The organism is Curtobacterium flaccumfaciens, assembly GCF_051548005.1.
Lineage (GTDB): Bacteria > Actinomycetota > Actinomycetes > Actinomycetales > Microbacteriaceae > Curtobacterium.
The window spans coordinates 66888-85640 of the sequence record NZ_JBPUGH010000001.1; the positions used below are offsets into that span (position 1 = coordinate 66888).

Sequence of the window (18753 nt, forward strand, 5' to 3'; positions counted from 1 at the left end):
TGCGCCAACAGCGATGGGCTTCGATTTGCTCTCCGAGTGGAGAACGAGGGACGAACTGGGTCCCGAGCCTGAACTCGGAACCCAGTGTTACCCGATCCACGATCGGGTCGCACGTCTCTCGGCCCCCGCTCTTCGTGTCTGCCGGCGCTGACACGGAAGGTGGTTCGGATGTCACACGACGACGAACCGCTCAGGTAGGGAGCGGTTCGGCGAGGGACAGCGGTCCGACCTCGCGCCCGAGCAACCGCCCCGCCGCCCGCAGCCCGGACAGCAGCGCCCCGTGGACGGTCGCGGGGTCGTCGCCCCACGTGGCCTCCCCGGCGAGCTGCACCCGGCCGCACCGGGAACCGAGCAGGTCGTGGTCGTCCGGGGACGCCCCGACGTGCAGGTAGGAGTACGACCCCCGCGCGAACGGGTCCGCCGCCCACCGGGTGATGCGCACGGCGTCGGGCTGCGGGACGGACGGACCGAACATCCGTCGGAGCGCGGTGACGGCTTCGTCGACGACGAGCGGATCCGGCAGCGACTCGATCCGCCGGGCGCCGGCACCGCCGACGAGGGCGGCGAGCACCGGCTCGCCGGTCACCCGGGACATGTCGTACCAGGAGTGCCAGTCGACGCCGGCCGGACCCTGCTGCCGTACGACCCAGTCGTCACCCCAGAAGCGCTCGGGGAACCGGAGGAACACCTTGTCGTAGACGCCCATCCCGAGCCGGCCCATCGCGTCGAGGACGTCCGGGTCGAGTGGCGGCTCGAACGTGACCGCCCCGGCCTGCAGGACGCCGAGCGGAACGGTGACGACGACGTCCGCGGCGGTGACGACGGTCCCGTCGGCGAGCTCGACGGCGGCACGATCCGGGGACTGCCGCACAGCGCGGACCTCCGACGACAGTCGGACGTCGAGACTGTCGGCGATGGCACGGGCGTACTGGCCGTAGCCGCGGGGGAAGACGACCTCGTCGCCCGGGACGTGCTCCTCGTCGAGGCCGTGCGCGTCGAGGACGGTGACGGGCGCGCCGCAGAGGTCCTCCGAGCGGTGGGCGGTGTACTCCCGGACGCGGGCGGCCCGGTCCCCGTCGATGCGCAGGTTCCGCAGGACGGCGTTCACGGCGCTGGCGTACGTGGACGGCGGCGGCGCGTGTTCCACCACCTCGGGCAGCGCGGCGTCGAGGGCGTGCAGGTCGGCGACGAACGACGCGGCCTCGGCCTCGGTCAGCCGGCGACCGGAGGGCGCGTGCCAGCCGATCGGGCGGCCGTCGAACTGGAAGCTGCCGACGGTGAACTCGACGGTGTCGATGCCGAACGCCGGGGCGAGCGCCCACAGGGGGTTGCCGTCGATCCCGTGGATCCACGAGGCCCCGAGGTCGACGGGCACGCCGAGTTCGTCGTCCGTCCAGGTGCGGCCACCGATGCGGTCGCGGGCTTCGAGCACGACGACCCGCTGCCCGCCCTGCGCGAGCACTCGGGCAGCGGCGAGACCGGACACCCCGGCACCCACCACCACGACGTCAGCGTCCATCAGTGCCCTCCCGTCAGCGGCGCCGTCAGCCGCGCCGCGAGGCTCGGCCGGCCGGTCAGTGCTTCCTCGCGGTCCGCCAGGTCGGTCGCCACGAGCCCGGCGTTCGCCCCGAGGAAACGCAAGGGCTCGGGCTCCCAGTCCGGCGATCGGTGGTTCACCCACGGGAGCGTGGTCAGGGGCGACGAGACTCCGCGGACGAGGTCGGCGAGCGTCCTGCCCGCCAGGTTCGTCGTCGAGAGGCCGTCGCCCACGTACCCACCGGCGGTCCCGACGTGACCGTCCCAGGTCACCGACGCGCACCAGTCACGCGGGACACCGAGTGGACCGCCCCACGTGTGCGTGATCGGGGCGTCGGCGACGGCGGGGAACAGGTCGACGAGCGCCCTCCGCAGGTGCTCGAACACCCGTGGTACCCGGTCGTGGCCCGGCTCGATCGACGAACCCCAGTGGTAGCGGGCACCCCGTCCGCCGAAGGCGATGCGGTCGTCGGCGGTCCGCTGCCCGTACACGAGCAGGTGCCGGTAGTCCGAGAACGTCTGTCCGTGCTCGAGCCCGATGCGGTCCCACACGGCAGCGGGGAGCGGAGCGGTGGCGATCATGAGCGAGTACAGCGGGAGGATGCGTCGTCGGGTCTGCTCGAGCTGCGCGCCGTAGCCCTCGACCGCGATGACGACCGCGCCGGCGGTGACGGTCCCGCGTGCGGTGACCACCCGGCCCTGGTCCCAGGAGGAGGCGGGCGTGTGCTCCGCGATCCGGACGCCCCGTGCCTCCAGGGCGGCCGCCAGGCCACGGACCAGCGCGGCGGGCTGCACCCGCGCGCAGTCGGGGGTCCAGGCGACGCCGGCGGAGCCCGCCGCGTCTCCGGGACGTGCGTCCCGGTAGGTCATGTCGTCGCCCCACGCGGCGGAGGACGCGACCTCGTCACGGGCGGCGCGCTCCTGCACCGCGGAGCGCGCGTAGAGGACCGTCCCGCCCTTGACGTAGTCGCAGTCGACGCCCGCCTCGGCGCTGGCCCGACCGACCTCGTCGACGGTGTCGCGCATCGCCCGACGGAGTGCGTGGGCCGCGTCCCACCCGTGGCGTTCCGCGAGCGACGCGGCGGACGCCGGGAAGAGGGCCGAGCACCAGCCGCCGTTGCGGCCGGAGGCGCCGAACCCGGCGATCTCCCGTTCCACGACGACGATCTGGAGGCGCGGGTCGGCCTGGTGCAGGTACCACGCGGTCCAGAGACCCGTCAGTCCGGCACCGACGATGCAGACGTCCGCGGTCGTGTCGCCGTCGAGCGGGGGCCGGGGCGTCAGGTCGTCCCGGCCGCTCGTGACGAGCGCATCGAGCCAGAACGAGACGCCCCGGTAGCCCGTCATGGTCAGATCTTCGTCCAGGCCTCGGTCAGGACGCTCCGCAGGATCGACGTCATCTCGCGGAACTCCGGCTGGCCGATGGTCAGCGGCGGGGCGAGCTGCACGACGGGGTCACCGCGGTCGTCGGCGCGGCAGTACAGCCCCGCGTCGAACAGCGCCTTCGACAGGAACCCGCGCAGCAGTCGCTCGGACTCGGCGTCGTCGAAGGTCGTCTTCGTCGCCTTGTCCTTCACGAGCTCGATGCCGTAGAAGTAGCCGTCACCGCGCACGTCTCCGACGATCGGCAGGTCGCGGAGCGTGTCGAGCTCGGCCTTGAACAACGGCGCGTTCTGCTGGACGTTCTGCAGGAGCCCCTCTTCCTCGAAGATGTCGAGGTTCTCCATCGCGACGGCCGCCGACACCGGGTGCCCGCCGAACGTGTAGCCGTGGTAGAAGGTCGTGTCACCGGTCGAGAACGGCTCGAACAGCTTGTCGCTGATGATCGTCGCGCCGATGGGGGAGTACCCCGAGGTCATCGCCTTCGCGCAGGTGATCATGTCCGGGACGAAGTCGTAGGTGTCACACGCGAACATGGTGCCGATCCGGCCGAACGCGCAGATGACCTCGTCGGACACGAGCAGGACGTCGTACTCGTCACAGATCTCGCGGACGCGCTGGAAGTAGCCGGGCGGGGGCGTGAAGCAGCCGCCGGAGTTCTGCACGGGCTCGAGGAAGACCGCGGCAACGGTGTCGGGGCCCTCGAACTCGATCATCTCGCGGATGCGCTCGGCCGCCCAGAAGCCGAACTCCTCCTCCGAACCACCGGCGAAGCCCATCTCCGCAGCGCGGTAGTAGTTGGTGTTCGGGACCCGGAAGCCACCGGGGGTGAGCGGCTCGAACATCTGCTTCATCGCCGGGATGCCCGTGATCGCGAGGGCCCCCTGCGGTGTGCCGTGGTAGGCGACCGCACGCGAGATCACCTTGTGCTTCATCGGCTTGCCGCGGAGCTTCCAGTAGTACTTCGCGAGCTTGAACGCGGTCTCGACCGCCTCACCGCCGCCGGTCGAGAAGAACACCTTGTTGAGATCGCCCGGGGCGTGGTCGGCGAGCCGGTCGGCGAGCTCGATCGCGGCGGGGTGCGCGTACGACCAGATCGGGAAGAACGACAGGGTCTCGGCCTGCTTCGCGGCCATCTCGGCCAGACGCTTCCGGCCGTGCCCGGCGGCGACGACGAACAGGCCGGAGAGCCCGTCGATGTACTCCTTGCCGTGGCTGTCGTAGACGTGGTGTCCCTCGCCGCGGACCATGATCGGGACGTCTGCTCCGGCCTGGTTCGCGCCGTGGCGGGCGAAGTGCATCCAGAGGTGGTCGCGCGACTTCTGCTGGAGTGCGGCGTCGTCCACCGGGGCGAACGGGTCGTAGGAGCCCAGGCGTGCACGTGGTTCGGAGATGGTCATCGCGTTCCCCAGTCGTAGAGCTGTTTGCGGAGTTGCAGGTAGACGAAGGTCTCGGTGGCGGCGACGCCCGGGATCGCCCGGATCGTGCCGTTCAGCAGTTCGATGAGGCCGTCGTCGTCCTCGCAGACGACCTCCACCATGAGGTCGAAGCTCCCGGCGGTCATGACCAGGTAGTCGACCGCCGGGAGCCGTTCGAGTTCGTCGGCGACGGTTCGGGTGTCACCGCTGACCCGGATGCCGATCATCGCCTGCCGGTGGAACCCCAACTGCAGGGGGTCCGTGACCGCGACGATCTGCATGACGCCGGTCTCCGTGAGCTTCTGCACCCGTTGGCGGACCGCCGCCTCGCTGAGACCGACCGCCTTGCCGATCTCGCCGTACGGGCGGCGCCCGTCTGCCTGGAGTTGTTCGATGATCCGCTTCGAGGTCTCGTCGATCGGTCCCGGACGTCGTGGTGCTGCCGCCATGCCGGACAGCATGGCAGTGGCATCCGAGCCGCGCAAGGGATTTCGTTGTGAACACGATGTTTCGCGACGATTTCCGTTGTTACGGTTCTCCACAACCTGCGGATTCTTCTTCCGGAGCGGCAGATTCCGTGCCAGTATCGCCGCCATGCTGGACAGTGACACAGCCTCCTCGGACCGCGCGACGGCCGTTTCCGGCCCCATCGCGATGCGCGCGCCGACCACGGGAGTGCTCCGGAACTTCGTCGGGGGTGAGCAGGTCGAAGCGCGTGGCGACGCGACCATGGACCTCGTCGCACCGACGGACGAGCACGTGTACGGCACCTCGCCCGTCTCCACCGCCGAGGACGTCGACGCCGCGTTCGCCGCCGCGAGCGGGGCCTTCCGCTCGTGGCGCCGCACGACGCCCGGCGAACGGCAGCTCGCCCTGTTCCGGATCGCCGACGCGATGGAGCAGCGCGCCGAGGAGTTCGCCGACCTCGAGTCCCTGGACACGGGCAAGCCCCGGGCCACCCTCGTGCAGGACGAGATCCTGCTGTCGGTCGACCAGATCCGCTTCTTCGCCGGGGCCGCCCGGAACCTCGAGGGCCGCAGCGCCGGCGAGTACCTGCCCGACCACACGTCGTTCGTCCGCCGCGAGCCGATCGGCGTCGTCGCCCAGGTCACGCCGTGGAACTACCCGCTCAACATGGCGGTGTGGAAGTTCGCGCCCGCGCTCGCCGCGGGGAACACCACGGTGCTCAAGCCGAGCGACACCACACCGCTCTCGACGCTGCTGCTCGCCGAGGTCGCCGCCGAGTTCCTGCCGCCGGGCGTGCTCAACGTCGTGCTCGGCGACCGCACCACCGGCGCCGCGATGATCGACCACCCGACGCCCCAGCTCGTGAGCATCACCGGCTCGGTCCGGGCAGGCATGCAGGTCGCCCGCGCCGCGGCGTCCGACCTCAAGCGCACGCACCTGGAACTCGGCGGCAAGGCCCCGGTCATCGTGTTCGACGACGCCGACATCCCGTCCGCGGTCTCCGGGATCGTCGCCGCGGGGTTCTTCAACGCCGGCCAGGACTGCACCGCCGCCACCCGGCTGCTCGTGCAGGAGGGCATCCACGACGAGTTCGTCGCGGCCCTCGTCGCCGAGGCCCGGTCGAACGCCCGCACCGGCCCCGACGTCACGGACCCCGCGTTCGGCCCCGTGAACAACGCCGGCCAGCTCGCACAGGTCCGGTCCTTCCTCGACGCCCTCCCCGACCACGCCACGGTCGAAGCCGGTGGGCGCCGGGTCGGGGACCGCGGGTTCCACCACGAGGCCACGATCGTGTCCGGTCTCCGGCAGGACGACCGCATCGTGCAGGAGGAAGTCTTCGGCCCGGTGCAGACGGTCCAGCGCTTCCGGACCGAGGACGAAGCCCTCCGGCTCGCGAACGACGTCGAGTACGGCCTCGCGAGCTCGGTCTGGACGACCGACCACGCGCGGGCGATGCGGTGCTCCCGCGACCTCGACTTCGGCTGCGTGTGGATCAACACGCACATCCCCATCGTCGCCGAGATGCCGCACGGCGGCTTCCGGCACTCCGGCTACGGCAAGGACCTGTCCCAGTACGGGTTCGACGACTACACCCGCATCAAGCACGTCATGTCCTACACCGGCTGACCACCGGACCCGACCAGCGCACCAGCAGGAGGCACCATGGCAATGACCGGCACGTTCGCCGAATCGGGAGCTGATCTGCGGCTCGAGCAGATCACCAAGGCCTTCCCCGGCCACACCGCGGTCGATTCGCTCGACCTCACCGTGCCGGCCGGGTCGTTCTTCGCCCTGCTCGGCCCGTCCGGCTGCGGCAAGACCACGACACTGCGGCTCGTCGCCGGGCTCGAGGAACCGACGAGCGGCACGATCACGATCGGCGGCCAGGACGTCACCGACACGAAGCCGTACCAGCGCCCGGTCAACACGGTGTTCCAGAACTACGCGCTCTTCCCCCACATGAGCGTGCTCGAGAACGTCGCCTTCGGTCTGAAGCGTCGGCGCATCCCGGACCCGATGACGAAGGCGACCGAGGCCCTCCGGCTCGTCGAGCTCGAGGGTTCCGCGTCGAAGCGTCCGGCGCAGCTCTCCGGCGGCATGCAGCAGCGCGTCGCCCTCGCCCGCGCGATCGTGAACCGCCCCGCCCTCCTGCTCCTCGACGAGCCGCTCGGTGCGCTCGACCTCAAGCTGCGGCACCAGATGCAGTTCGAGCTGAAGTCGATCCAGGCGGAGGTCGGTCTCACCTTCCTGCACGTCACGCACGATCAAGAGGAAGCGATGACGATGGCCGACACGGTCGCCGTGATGAACGGCGGCCGGATCGAGCAGATGGGCAGCCCGCAGGAGCTCTACGAACTCCCGCGTACCGCGTTCGTCGCGAACTTCCTCGGCCAGTCGAACCTGCTCGAGGGCGAGGTCCGCGGTACCGACGGCCCGTTGCTCGTCGTCACCACAGCGGCCGGCACCCTCGCGGTCCCCGCCGACCGCGCCGTCACGACGAGCGGCCGCGTGGTGGTCGGTGTCCGTCCCGAGAAGCTCAAGATCCGCACGGCGGAGCCCTCGCCGGAGGCCGGACGGAACATCCTCGGCCCCGGACGGGTCGTGGACGTCTCGTTCTCGGGCGTGAGCACGCAGTACCTCGTCGACGTCCCCGGCGCCGGGCACGTGTCCGTCTTCGCGCAGAACTCGAAGGGCGGGCCCCGGATCGCCACCGGCACCGAGGTCTGGCTGACGTGGGGCGTCGATCACGGGTTCGGCCTGGAGGCGCACCTCGCGTCCGGCGCGACCGTCACCACACAGGGCGAGGCGGGCCTCCAGTCCGCACCGGCGACCGCAGGAGCGGTCGCGTGAGCAGCCGGCCCGACCTGGTCCGCGGACTCACGTCCGCGCGCGTCAGCCGCCGCGGGTTCCTCGCCGGCGGCGGGGCCGCCGCGGTCGCCGCGCTCCTCGCCGGCTGCAGCATCAAGGGATCAGCGGCGTCGCTCGCGGAGCACCCGGTCGACTGGCAACGCTTCTGGGCGGACGCGAAGGCGACGAAGCAGCTGAACTTCGCCAACTGGCCGCTCTACATCGACTCCGACAAGGGCAAGTCCGAGTCGCTCCGGCTCTTCGAGCAGGCCACCGGCATCGCGGTCGACTACCAGGCGGTGATCCAGGACAACGCGACCTTCTACGCGACCGTCTCGCCGATCCTCCGGGCGCAGGGGGCGACGGGCTACGACCTGGTCGTCATGACGAACGGGTTCGAGCTCACCCAGATGATCAAGAACGGCTTCGTCTGCGAGCTCGACCACTCGCGGCTGCCGAACTTCGCGAAGTACGCCGGGGACTCCGTCAAGGACCCGACCTACGACCCGGACAACAAGCACTCCGTGGTCTGGCAGACCGGGTTCACCGGCCTCGCCTACAACCCGAAGTACATCGACCGCGAGATCACGTCCTTCCAGGACCTCCTCGACCCGGCGTTCCGCGGGCGGGTCGGCCTGATGAGCGACAACACCGAGCTGGGCTCCCTCGGACTCCTCGCCAACGGGATCGACCCCGAGACCTCGACCCCGTCCGACTGGCGGACGGCCCAGGACTGGCTGCGGAAGCTGCGGCCGAGCGTCACCGGGTTCTACGACCAGAGCTACATCAACAAGCTCGAGAACGGCGACACCTGGATCACGCAGGCCTGGTCGGGCGACGTGTTCCAGGCGCAGCAGTCCGGGTTCGAGCACCTGGAGTTCGTCACGCCCGAGGAAGGCCAGATGATGTGGCACGACAACCTCATGATCCCGCGGCAGGCGGCCAACCCCGTGTCGGCGCTCGCGTGGATGGACTTCTACTACACGCCGAAGATCGCCGGGATCGTCGAGGACTACGTCAACTACGTGTGCCCCGTCCCCGGTGCCGAGGACTACGTGCGCGACGTCCTCGAGGACCCCACCGTCGCCGACAGCCCGCTCGTGTTCCCGTCGCAGGACGTCCTCGAGCGCTCCCACGAGTTCCGGGTGTTCGAGAACTACGACGAGTACTCGGAGTGGAACAGCATCTTCAACGCGGTGGTGCAGTCGTGACCGCGGTCGGGACCGCCGGGGTCGGCACGGGGCCGGGTCGTCGCCGACTGCGGGTGCCGTTCCTGCTCGGGATCGTCGGGACCGCCTACCTCTGCGTGTTCTTCGTCATCCCGCTCGTGTCGGGGCTCATCGTCTCGCTCATGTCGGGCAACCCGGACGACGGGTACACCTTCACGTGGAACGTCGGGATCTACTCGTCGCTCTTCGTCGACCCGCAGGTGCCGTACCTGACGTTCCTGCTCCGGTCCCTCTGGTACGGCGTCGCGGCCACGATCGTGACGATCCTCGTCGGGTACCCGGTGGCGTACTTCATCGCGTTCCGGGTGTCGCCGCGGTGGAAGAACCCGCTGCTCATGCTGGTCTTCATCAGCTTCCTGGTGTCGTTCGTGATCCGCACCGACATGTGGGCGTTCGTGCTCGCGTCGCAGGGCCCGGTCGTCACGACCCTGCAGGCGATCGGCCTCGCGGGGAAGGACTTCCACATCCTCGGCACCTCGGGCGCGGTGATCTTCGGCAACGCCTACAACGACCTCGCGTTCATGGTGCTGCCGATCTACGCGGCGCTCGAACGGATCGACCCGCGACTCGGTGAAGCCGCGAACGACCTCTACGCCGGGAAGGTCCGGGCGTTCTGGCACACGACCCTGCCACTGTCGCGATCGGGCATCTTCGCCGGTGTGCTGCTCGTGTTCATCGACTGCGTCGGAGACCCGGTCAACTCGGCGCTCCTCGGCGGGACGAACACGTACACGATCGGTCAGGCGATCCAGGACGCCTACTCCGGCAACCAGCAGTACAACGTCGCCGCCGCGCTCTCGACCGTGCTCATGGTCGTGCTCGGCATCATCCTGTTCATCTACGCCCGGGTGTCCGGCACCGACGACCTCGAGGACCTCGTATGACCGCCGTCACTCCGACCCGTGCCGGGTCGACCACGCCCGTGTCACCCGTCTCGTCGGGCTCCGCCGCCCGGCCGCAGCGCCGCCGTCGCGGGGTGAGCCGCCGCGGGCCGTGGCTCGCGATCCTCTACTGGGTCGTCATCGCGATCACCCTGGTGCCGATCGTCTACATGGTCGCGTACTCGTTCAACGACGCCCCGACCAACCGCCTGACCTTCGCGTGGAACGGCTTCACGACGTACTGGTACCAGAACCTCTGGAACGTCTCCGGGCTCGGGGCCGCCTTCGGTACGTCGGTGCTCGTCGCGTTCCTGGCGGCGATCGTCTCGGTCGCGATCGGGCTGCCGCTCGCCCTCGCCCTCGAGCGCTACCGGTTCCCCGGTCGGGGCGTCGTCAGCTCGATCGTCTTCGCCGACATCGCGGCACCCTCGATCGTCGTCGGGTCGGCCTCGCTGTCGTTCTTCCTGTCGATCGGGCTCGGCACCGGCTTCTGGACGATCCTCCTCACGCACGTCGCCTTCGACGTCGCGTACGTCGTGGTGGTGCTCCGGGCGCGGATCGCCGGCACGTCGAAGGTCCTCGAGGAGGCGGCGGGCGACCTCGGCGCGACCCCGTTCCAGGCGTTCCGGCTCGTCACGCTGCCGCTCCTCGCGCCGGGCATGCTCGCCGCGGGGCTGCTGGCGCTCGCGATGTCGATCGACGACTACGTCATCACGTCGTTCGTCGCCGGCCCCTCGGTCACGTTCCCGCTGTTCGTCTACGGCGCCGCGAAGGCCGGCATGCCGCCGCAGGTGCTCTGCTTCGGGACACTCGTGTTCGCCGTCGGGCTGCTCGTGGCCCTGCTGAACGGTGCGCTGAACCGACGGCTCGCCCGCACGCGGGGGTGAACGTCGTCTCAGGCCTCGTCCTGCGCGTCTCGCACACGTGTGAGACTTGATCACCGTGACGTCTCCCCTCCACGCCCGTCGATCCCTCGACCGCGGACGAGCGCTCCGCATCGCCGTGTTCGCGGCCGTGGTCCTGGCTGCGTTGTTCGTCGCCTACTGGCACGTCGGCCGGCAGCGCACGGACGTCGACGAGGACGTGTACGTGCGCGCCGGGTGGCAGTACGTCCACGGCGTCTTCACGCTCAACCTCGAGCACCCGCCGACGGCGAAGTTCCTGTTCGGGCTGGCCGAGCTCGTGGTCGGTTCGCCGACCACCCTGGGCCCGCGGATCGTCGCTGCGACCGCGTCGTTCGGCATCGGTCTGATCCTGTTCACCTGGTTCCGTCGCCCCGTCGGGTTCTGGGGTGCACTCATCACCGCCGCGCTCTGGTGGCTCACCCCTCGGGCGAACAACCCCGGGTGGAGCGACCCCGGGTCCGGTGTCGCGACCCGCATCGACCGCGTCGCGCTCCTCGAGCCGGTCATGATGGTCTTCGCGGTCGCGGCGCTCTGGGCTGCCTGGAAGTGGGTGACCGGCGACGACCGGCGACGGTGGATCTGGGCCGGAGCATCCGGACTCCTGCTCGCGCTCTCGGTGACGTCGAAAGTGACCTCCGCCCTGCTCGTCGTCGCGATCATCGCGCTGCCGATCCTGTTCCGCCGGTGGTGGGACCTCCTCACCGGCGGCCTCATCGCCGCAGGGACCTTCGTCGTGGCGTTCGTCGCGCTCTACGCACCGGTCGGACTCGTCCGCGGGCTGACCTACATGCTCGAGTTCCAGTTCCGGCACGCCGAGACCGGGCACACCGTGGTGCTGCTCGGCAAGGAGTACCAGTTCGCCCCCTGGTGGGCGAACGCCGTCTACCTGCTGAACGGGACGAGTCGGTGGTTGGTGCTCGCCCTGGTCGTCGGGCTGGTCCTGGCGTTCGTGCTGCGACCCGACCGGCTCGTGGCGTACCTCGCGATCGGCCTCACGGCACAGATCGTGTTCCTCGTCTCGTCCGACGTCGCGCTCGGGCACTACTACTACGCCGCGATGCCGATGTTCGTCGCACTCGCCGGGGTCGGCCTCGGTCGTCTCGGCTGGCCCAGGGCGGCGATCGGTCGACGGCAGGCGGTGCTGCGGATCATCGCCGTCTGTGCGGTGCTGGCCCTGACGATCCCGCCCGTGGTGCGGGTCGGTTCGGCGGTGGCGCAGGCCCGTCCGGCCGGGATCGCCCTCCTGGACGCGAAGCTGCGGGAGCACGGCGTCACGGACGGGAAGGTCCTGTTCAGCGGGTACAACATCGTGGCGTTCCAGCCGTACTTCGGTGGCCGTGGGACCTGGGCCACCGACGTCGACGACGTCACCGCCGTGGTCGAGGGCACGGACACCCGCTTCCCGATGAAGCCGGGCGTCAAGGAGTACCTCGACGAGCACGCCGACGACCTCGAGTTCTTCCGGGTCGACGAACTGCGGGTCTGGGTGCCGAAGCACGGGTCGCTCCAGGAGCGCGGCGGGGTCCTCGAGGCGGCGCCGTCCAGCGGCGGCTGACGCTCGCGACCGGCGTGTTACGAGTGTGAGTCGGGCGGGGCGGCGCCGGACGCTCCGACGCGGGCCCGCGTAGGTTCCAGCCATGAGTGCAGAGCTGACGCTCGGCGCCGAGGAAGAACTGCACCTCATCGACCTCGAGTCCGGCCGACTTTCCGCGAAGGCCCCGCGCCTCCTGCCCAAGCTGCCGAGCGACCGCTTCGGCGCCGAGCTGCAGCGCACGACGATCGAGACGAACACCCCGGTGGTGCGGACGCTCGACGACCTGCGGCGGGTGATCGTCGACCTCCGGCGCGAGCTCAGCGCCGCGATCGCTCCGGCGGGGGTCACCATCGCCGCGGCCGGCACCGCCCCCCGGTCGGAGTACGCCGACTTCGAGCTGAGCGCCGGCGGTCGCTACGGCCGCATGCAGGAGCAGTACCGGATGCTCGTCGACGAACAGCTCATCTGCGGCCTGCAGGTGCACGTCGGGGTGAGCGACCGTGACCTCGCGGTGGAGATCGCGCAACGGGTCGCTCCCGTCCTCCCCGTGCTGCTCGCCCTGAGCGCGTCGAGCCCGTTCTGGAACGGGCAGGACACCGGGTACGCCTCGTTCCGGAGCATCATCTGGCAGCGCTGGCCGTCCGCCGGCAGCTTCGGTCGCATCCGGGACGCCGCCGAGTACGAGCGGGTGCTCGACGACCTCATCGCGTCCGGGGTGATCGCGGACCGCAAGATGGCCTACTTCGACGTGCGGCCGTCGTCCCACGCTCCGACGCTCGAACTCCGGGTGTGCGACGCGACACCCGTCGTCGACGACGCGGTGCTCATCGCCGGGCTGTTCCGCGCGGCGGTGCGGAAGGCCGAGAAGTCGATCGAGTCGGGCGACGAGTGGCGCCCGAGGAGTGAACCGCTGCACCGCGCGGCGATGTGGCAGGCAGCACGCTCCGGCCTCCAGGGCAGTCTCGTCGGTCTCGGGCAGCACCCGGAGCGCCTGCCGGCCGAGGTCGCCGTCCGCCAGCTCGTGGAGCGGCTCCGGCCCGAGCTCGAGGAACTCGGTGACCACGCCACGGTCACGGAGCTGCTCGAGGACACCCTGGCCCGTGGGAACTCCTCCGACCGGCAGCGCACCGCGTACGCCGAGCGCGGGCAGCTCGACGACGTCGTCGCGCTCGTGGTCGAGGACACCGCCGGCACCCCGTCCGGCCGTGAGGAGGACCCGGTCGTGCCCGTCCGCGGGTACCGGGTGCGCGCCGGCGACGAGGCGGTCGGCCCCGCGGCCCGTCCGCGACCCGCGTTCCGAGACCTCGCGGCCTTCTTCGGCGGGTGGGATGCGGAGACGTCGGCGGAACGGTGCCGTGCCCGCGACTCCTGGACGCGTGCGAACGAGGTCGGCTTCGTGGTCGACGGTGGTGCGCAGGCGTTCGCGTGCGACCTCGTACCCCGGACCATCAGTGCGTACGAGTGGGCGCAGCTCGAGCAGGGACTCGGACAGCGGGCCCGGGCGATCGAGCTCTTCCTGCGCGACGCCTACGGTCCGCGGCGGATCGTGGCGGACGGCGTGCTCGACGAGGAGCACGTCGTCGGCGCCACCGGCTGGGACGACGACGCGACCCGGCTCCCGGCGACCGCGGTCCGTGCGCCGGTGCTCGGGTTCGACCTGGTGCGGAACGAGTTCGGCGGGTGGCGCGTGCTCGAGGACAACGTCCGCTCGCCCTCGGGCGTCGCGTACGGCATCGCCCTCCGCGAGCTCATGGACGCCGTCGTGCCGGACGCACCGCGACCCGAGCACCTGCGTGACCCGCACGGCGTGACCGACCGTCTGCGTCAGACCCTCCGCGCCAACACGAGCGCCGTGACGGGCGTCGCCGATCCCGTGGTGGCACTGGTGAGCGACGGCCCCGCCGCGGGCGCGTGGTTCGAGCACCGCAGGCTCGCCGACGGAGCCGGGCTGCGCCTCCTGTCCGGGTCGGACCTGGACGTCCGTGACGGACGCGTGGTCGACCTGACGACCGGGGACGTGCTGGACGGGCTCTACCTGCGGATCGACCGCGACGTGCGGGCGCTCGACGCCGAGCACGCGCCCGACCTGGGTGCCAGGGTCCTCGACGCCGCCGAGGCGGGTCGGGTGTACCTCGCGAACGCGCCCGGCAACGCCCTGGTGGACGACAAGGCGATGTACGTCACCGTGCCGGACCTGATCTGGTACTACCTCGACGAGAAGCCGCTGCTCGAGTCGGTGCCGACCTACCGCACGAGCATCGAGTCCGAGCGCTTGTCGGTCCTCGACCGGGTGGGGGAACTCGTCACCAAGCCCGTCGACGGCGAGGGCGGTCGCGGGGTCCTCATCGGCCCGAGCGCGAGCGCACCCGAGGTCGCTGAACGGCGTCGTGCGATCGCGGCCGACCCGGCGGCGTGGGTGGGCCAGGAGGTCGTGCAGCTGTCCTCGCACCCGACGATCGGGCCGTCGGGCCTCGAGCCGCGGCACGTGGACCTCCGGGCGTTCGTGTACGCGACGGGGACGGGGCCGGAGGACGTGCACCTGGCTGACGTGGCACTGACCCGCGTCGCGCCCGAGGGCAGCATGGTCGTCAACTCGTCGCAGGGCGGCGGGGCCAAGGACACGTGGATCACGGGTGCGGGTCCGTCCGTCCCGACCGCTGCCGTGCCCGCCTACCCCGCACCGACGGACACCGTGCCGACGGACACCGCACCGACCGGAGGAGCAAGCTGATGTGTGGACTCGCGGGTGAGATCCGTTTCGACGGCAGGGCACCGGACGTCGGCGTCGTGGCGAGGATGACCGGCTGCATGACCCACCGCGGCCCGGACGGCGACGGGCTGTGGGCACGCGGGCCCGTCGCCCTCGGGCATCGTCGACTCTCGATCATCGACCTCTCCACGGCCGGCGCGCAGCCGATGGTCCTGCCCGAGGCGGGCCTGACGATCGCCTACAACGGCATGGTCTACAACTACCGGCAGCTCCGTGACGAGCTGCACGCCAAGGGGCACCGGTTCGCGTCGACGTCGGACACCGAGGTGATCGCACTGGCGTACGCCGAGTGGGGCACGGCCTTCGTCGAGCACCTGATCGGCATGTTCGCCGTCGCGATCTGGGAGCACCGCTCGGGACGGCTCGTCCTCGCCCGTGACCGGCTCGGCATCAAGCCGCTGTACGTCGCGCCGGTGCCCGGCGGGCTGCGGTTCGCGAGCTCCCTGCCAGCGATCCTCGCGGGCGACGCGGACGGCATCGACACGAGCATCGACCCCGTGGCCTTCGCCTCGTACATGAGCTTCCACTCGATCGTCCCCGCCCCGCGGACGATCCTGTCCGGTGTCGGCAAGCTCCCGCCCGCGACCGTCCGGCTGGTCGAGCCCGACGGCAGTTCCACGGACACGGTCTACTGGGAGCCCCGGTTCGAGCGCGACCCCGCGACGGCCGACTGGTCCGCCGAGGACTGGGAGCAGGCGTTCCTCGGCTCGCTCCGCACCGCGGTCGAACGACGCATGGTCGCCGACGTCCCCGTCGGGGTGCTGCTCTCCGGTGGCATCGACTCGTCGCTCGTCGTCGGGCTGCTCGCGGAGGCCGGACAGCAGGACCTCGCCACCTTCAGCATCGGCTTCGAGGCGGCCGGGGGCGAGTCCGGCGACGAGTTCGAGTACTCCGACCTCGTGGCGCAGCACTTCGGGACCGACCACCACCGCATCCACATCCCGTCGACGCGCCTGCTCGACGGCATCGACGGTGCCGTCGAGGCGATGAGCGAACCGATGGTCAGCCACGACTGCGTCGCCTTCTACCTGCTGTCGCAGGAGGTCTCGCAGCACGTCAAGGTGGTGCAGTCCGGGCAGGGCGCCGACGAGGTCCTCGCCGGCTACGACTGGTACCCGCCGCTCGCCCAGGTCCCCCGTGACCAGGCGGCCGAGGCCTACCGGAACGTCTTCATGGACCGCCGGTGGTCGGCCCTGCAACCGATGCTCGGAGAGCGCTGGCGCAGTGACGACGACACCCCGTCGGCCTTCGTCGACGCCGAGTTCGGCCGCCCCGGCGCGGAGACCAGCGTGGACGCCGCGCTCCGGAGCGACACGACGATCATGCTCGTCGACGACCCGGTCAAGCGGGTCGACAACATGACGATGGCGTGGGGACTCGAGGCCCGGGTCCCGTTCCTCGACCACGAGTTCGTCGAGCTCGCCGCGGCGATCCCGCCGCCGCTCAAGCTCACCGACGGTGGGAAGGGCGTCATGAAGCGCGCAGCACGCGGCATCGTTCCCGACGCCGTGATCGACCGCAGCAAGGGGTCGTTCCCGGTCCCCGCCATCCGGCAACTCGAGGGGCCGTACCTGGAGCGCGTCCGCGATGCCCTGCACGCGCCCGAGGCGCGGGAGCGCGGGCTCTTCGACCCCGCCACCGTCGAGCGGCTGCTGCAGGACCCGAACAGCACCCGCACCGCGATCGGCGCCAACGCGCTCTGGCAGCTCGGCCTGATCGAGATGTGGCTGCAGCGCCACGGAGCGCGGTGATGCAGCCGGGAGGCCCGACCCACGTCCGGACGACGGCCCACGACGTGCCGTCGCTCACCACCAGGGCCGCGGCCGACCTGGGGGAGGAGCTCACCGCCGCCTGGGGTTCCTGGGGTCCGACCATGACGCGGAACGCCCGCCGCGTGGCGTTCGTGAGCGACCGGTACGGCACCCCCGAGGTCTTCGTGCAGGACGTGGTCGTCGACGGCCCGGTCCCCGAGCCGGTCAGGATCGCCCTGTCCGACGACCCGGTGGTCCGCGTGTCGTGGTCGTCGGACGGCGAGTGGTTGGCCGCCGCCGTCGCGACCGACGGCGGTGTCAAGCAGCAGGTCTGGGTGGTGCGACCGGACGGCACCGATGCCGCACAGATCGCCGGGTCGCGCTACCAGCACGCCGAACTCGGTCCGTGGAGCCGCAGCGGACACCGCGTCGTCATCACGCTGCCGTCGACCGAGCCCGAGCAGCCCGCCCGGTCGTACCTCGTCGACCCGGTGTCGGGCGACCGCGACGACCTCGCCGTCGGGGAGCTCATCCACGTGCTCGACCTGTCCGTCGAGGAGCGGCTCGTCGTGCTGCGCGACGGGCAGCGCGGGCACGAGTTCGTCGTCGTCGTCGACCGGCTCACGGACGAGAGCCACGCGCTCTTCAGCGACGACCCCGACGGCTCCGCCGAGATCGCCTTCCTGCGCCCGGCGCCCGCGAGCGGCACGAGTCCCCTCGTCGCCTACGTCGCCACCGAGGCCGGTCTGCCGCGTCGCGGGCTCGTCGCGCAGCCGGTCGGCCCGCACGGCTGGCGCGGACGACCACGCCGGATCATCGAGCGCGCCGACGCCGAGCTCGAGTACCTCGACGCCGACGACGCCGGACGCACCCTGCTCCTCGTCTGGAACGTCGACGGCCGGAGCGAGCTCGACCTCGTCAACACGCACGACGCCTCGCGGACCCCGGTGCCGGACCTGCCCGGGTACGTCGTGACCGACCCGGTCCTCAGCCGCGACGGCCGGAGCGTGCTGCTCACCGCCGAGGGCCCGACCCGTCCGCGTGAACTCTGGCGGCTCGACACGAACGCACTGACCTGGAGCCGGGTGACGGGTGTGCCGGCGCTGCCGGACGTCCCCCTCGTCGAACCGACGCTCGAGCGGTTCGCCGCGCGCGACGGACTGGAGCTCACGGGCTGGCTGTACCGGGCGGTGGAGCCGACCGACCCGTCGACTGAGGCCGACAGCGAGACGCGCACCGTGCCTCCCGGCCGACGCGCAGCGCTCGTCCACCTGCACGGCGGACCGGAGTCGCAGGAACGACCGACGTTCTCGCCGCAGCACCAGGCGCTCGCCGCGGCGGGCGTCACCGTCTTCGCGCCGAACATCCGCGGGTCCTCCGGGTACGGGCACGCGTTCGTGCACGCCGACGACCTCGGGCTGCGCTGGAACGCCCTCGCTGACGTCGTGGACAGCGCCCGGTTCCTCGTCACCAACGGGTTCGCGGAGCGGTCCCGCGTCGCGGTCGAGGGGCGCTCCTACGGGGGCTACGCGACCCTCGCGTCGCTGGCGTTCACCCCGGACGTCTTCGCGGCCGGGGTCGCGGTCTGCGGGATGAGCGACTTCGCGACGTTCTACCGCGACACCGAGCCGTGGATCGCGGCGGCCGCGGCGACGAAGTACGGGCACCCGGTCGACGACGCGGCCCTGCTCGCGGCCCTGTCACCGATGCGGGCCGTCGACGACGTCACGGCACCGCTGCTCGTCGTGCACGGCGAGCTCGACACGAACGTGCCCGTCGGGGAGGCGCACCAGGTCGTCGCGGCCCTGCGGGAGCGGTCGCACGACGTCGAGTACCTGGAGCTCGAGGGCGAGGGCCACGAGTACCGCCGGACCGCGTCGCGCGAGCTGCTCGTGCGGCGGATGGTGGCGTTCGTGGCGTCCCGGCTGCTCGGGTGACGAGTCTGGGTGACCCGACCGGCCTCCCGAACGCAGCTGCTCGGTGCGAGGTTCCCGTCTCGGTGCGGACTCTGGACCCTCGCACGGCGGCGAGGAC

At 71.2% G+C, this 18753-nt stretch carries 13 protein-coding genes; 9 read left to right on the forward strand and 4 right to left on the reverse strand.

Features of this window, described 5'->3' with window-relative positions:
* Positions 1–190: 190 nt before the first annotated feature.
* From ACSW7Y_RS00325 to ACSW7Y_RS00340, 4 genes are read right to left on the reverse strand one after another with little or no spacing between them, the layout of a single operon-like run.
* Complete coding sequence (locus tag ACSW7Y_RS00325) at positions 191–1519, reverse strand: flavin monoamine oxidase family protein (RefSeq protein WP_438124372.1); 1329 nt, start codon at positions 1517–1519, stop codon at positions 191–193.
* Entirely contained in the window at positions 1519–2883 is a 1365-nt protein-coding gene (locus tag ACSW7Y_RS00330) for an NAD(P)/FAD-dependent oxidoreductase (RefSeq protein WP_438124373.1), read from the reverse strand. The genes ACSW7Y_RS00325 and ACSW7Y_RS00330 overlap by 1 nt, the downstream gene beginning before the upstream one ends.
* 2 nt (positions 2884–2885) lie before the next feature.
* A complete protein-coding gene (locus ACSW7Y_RS00335; RefSeq protein WP_290133333.1) occupies positions 2886–4316 on the reverse strand; it encodes an aspartate aminotransferase family protein in 1431 nt (476 codons plus the stop codon).
* Complete coding sequence (locus ACSW7Y_RS00340; protein WP_438124400.1) at positions 4313–4795, reverse strand: Lrp/AsnC family transcriptional regulator; 483 nt, start codon at positions 4793–4795, stop codon at positions 4313–4315. Before ACSW7Y_RS00340 ends, ACSW7Y_RS00335 begins: the two co-directional genes overlap by 4 nt.
* 193 nt (positions 4796–4988) lie before the next feature.
* Between ACSW7Y_RS00340 and ACSW7Y_RS00345 the strand changes: the two genes are divergently transcribed.
* The 9 genes from ACSW7Y_RS00345 (at position 4989) to ACSW7Y_RS00385 (ending at position 18656) form a co-directional block, all read left to right on the forward strand.
* A complete protein-coding gene (locus tag ACSW7Y_RS00345; RefSeq protein WP_438124401.1) occupies positions 4989–6428 on the forward strand; it encodes a gamma-aminobutyraldehyde dehydrogenase in 1440 nt (479 codons plus the stop codon).
* 36 nt (positions 6429–6464) lie between these two features.
* Positions 6465–7652, forward strand: a complete 1188-nt coding sequence (locus ACSW7Y_RS00350) for an ABC transporter ATP-binding protein (protein ID WP_438124374.1) — start codon at positions 6465–6467, stop codon at positions 7650–7652.
* A complete protein-coding gene (locus ACSW7Y_RS00355; RefSeq protein WP_438124375.1) occupies positions 7649–8860 on the forward strand; it encodes an ABC transporter substrate-binding protein in 1212 nt (403 codons plus the stop codon). The genes ACSW7Y_RS00350 and ACSW7Y_RS00355 overlap by 4 nt, the downstream gene beginning before the upstream one ends.
* A complete protein-coding gene (locus tag ACSW7Y_RS00360) occupies positions 8857–9762 on the forward strand; it encodes an ABC transporter permease (protein WP_438124376.1) in 906 nt (301 codons plus the stop codon). The genes ACSW7Y_RS00355 and ACSW7Y_RS00360 overlap by 4 nt, the downstream gene beginning before the upstream one ends.
* Positions 9759–10646, forward strand: coding sequence for an ABC transporter permease (locus ACSW7Y_RS00365; protein WP_438124377.1), 888 nt, complete (start codon positions 9759–9761; stop codon positions 10644–10646). The genes ACSW7Y_RS00360 and ACSW7Y_RS00365 overlap by 4 nt, the downstream gene beginning before the upstream one ends.
* A gap of 55 nt (positions 10647–10701) precedes the next feature.
* Positions 10702–12219 carry an ArnT family glycosyltransferase gene (locus ACSW7Y_RS00370; protein ID WP_438124378.1) on the forward strand — a complete coding sequence of 506 codons (1518 nt, stop codon included), beginning with the start codon at positions 10702–10704 and terminating at the stop codon, positions 12217–12219.
* Between the two features lie 82 nt (positions 12220–12301).
* Complete coding sequence (locus ACSW7Y_RS00375; RefSeq protein ID WP_438124379.1) at positions 12302–14929, forward strand: glutamate--cysteine ligase; 2628 nt, start codon at positions 12302–12304, stop codon at positions 14927–14929.
* A complete protein-coding gene (locus ACSW7Y_RS00380; protein WP_438124380.1) occupies positions 14929–16719 on the forward strand; it encodes an N-acetylglutaminylglutamine amidotransferase in 1791 nt (596 codons plus the stop codon). Before ACSW7Y_RS00375 ends, ACSW7Y_RS00380 begins: the two co-directional genes overlap by 1 nt.
* Positions 16719–18656 (forward strand): S9 family peptidase, encoded by a 1938-nt coding sequence (locus ACSW7Y_RS00385; RefSeq protein ID WP_438124381.1) that lies wholly within the window; start codon positions 16719–16721, stop codon positions 18654–18656. The genes ACSW7Y_RS00380 and ACSW7Y_RS00385 overlap by 1 nt, the downstream gene beginning before the upstream one ends.
* Positions 18657–18753 lie beyond the last annotated feature (97 nt).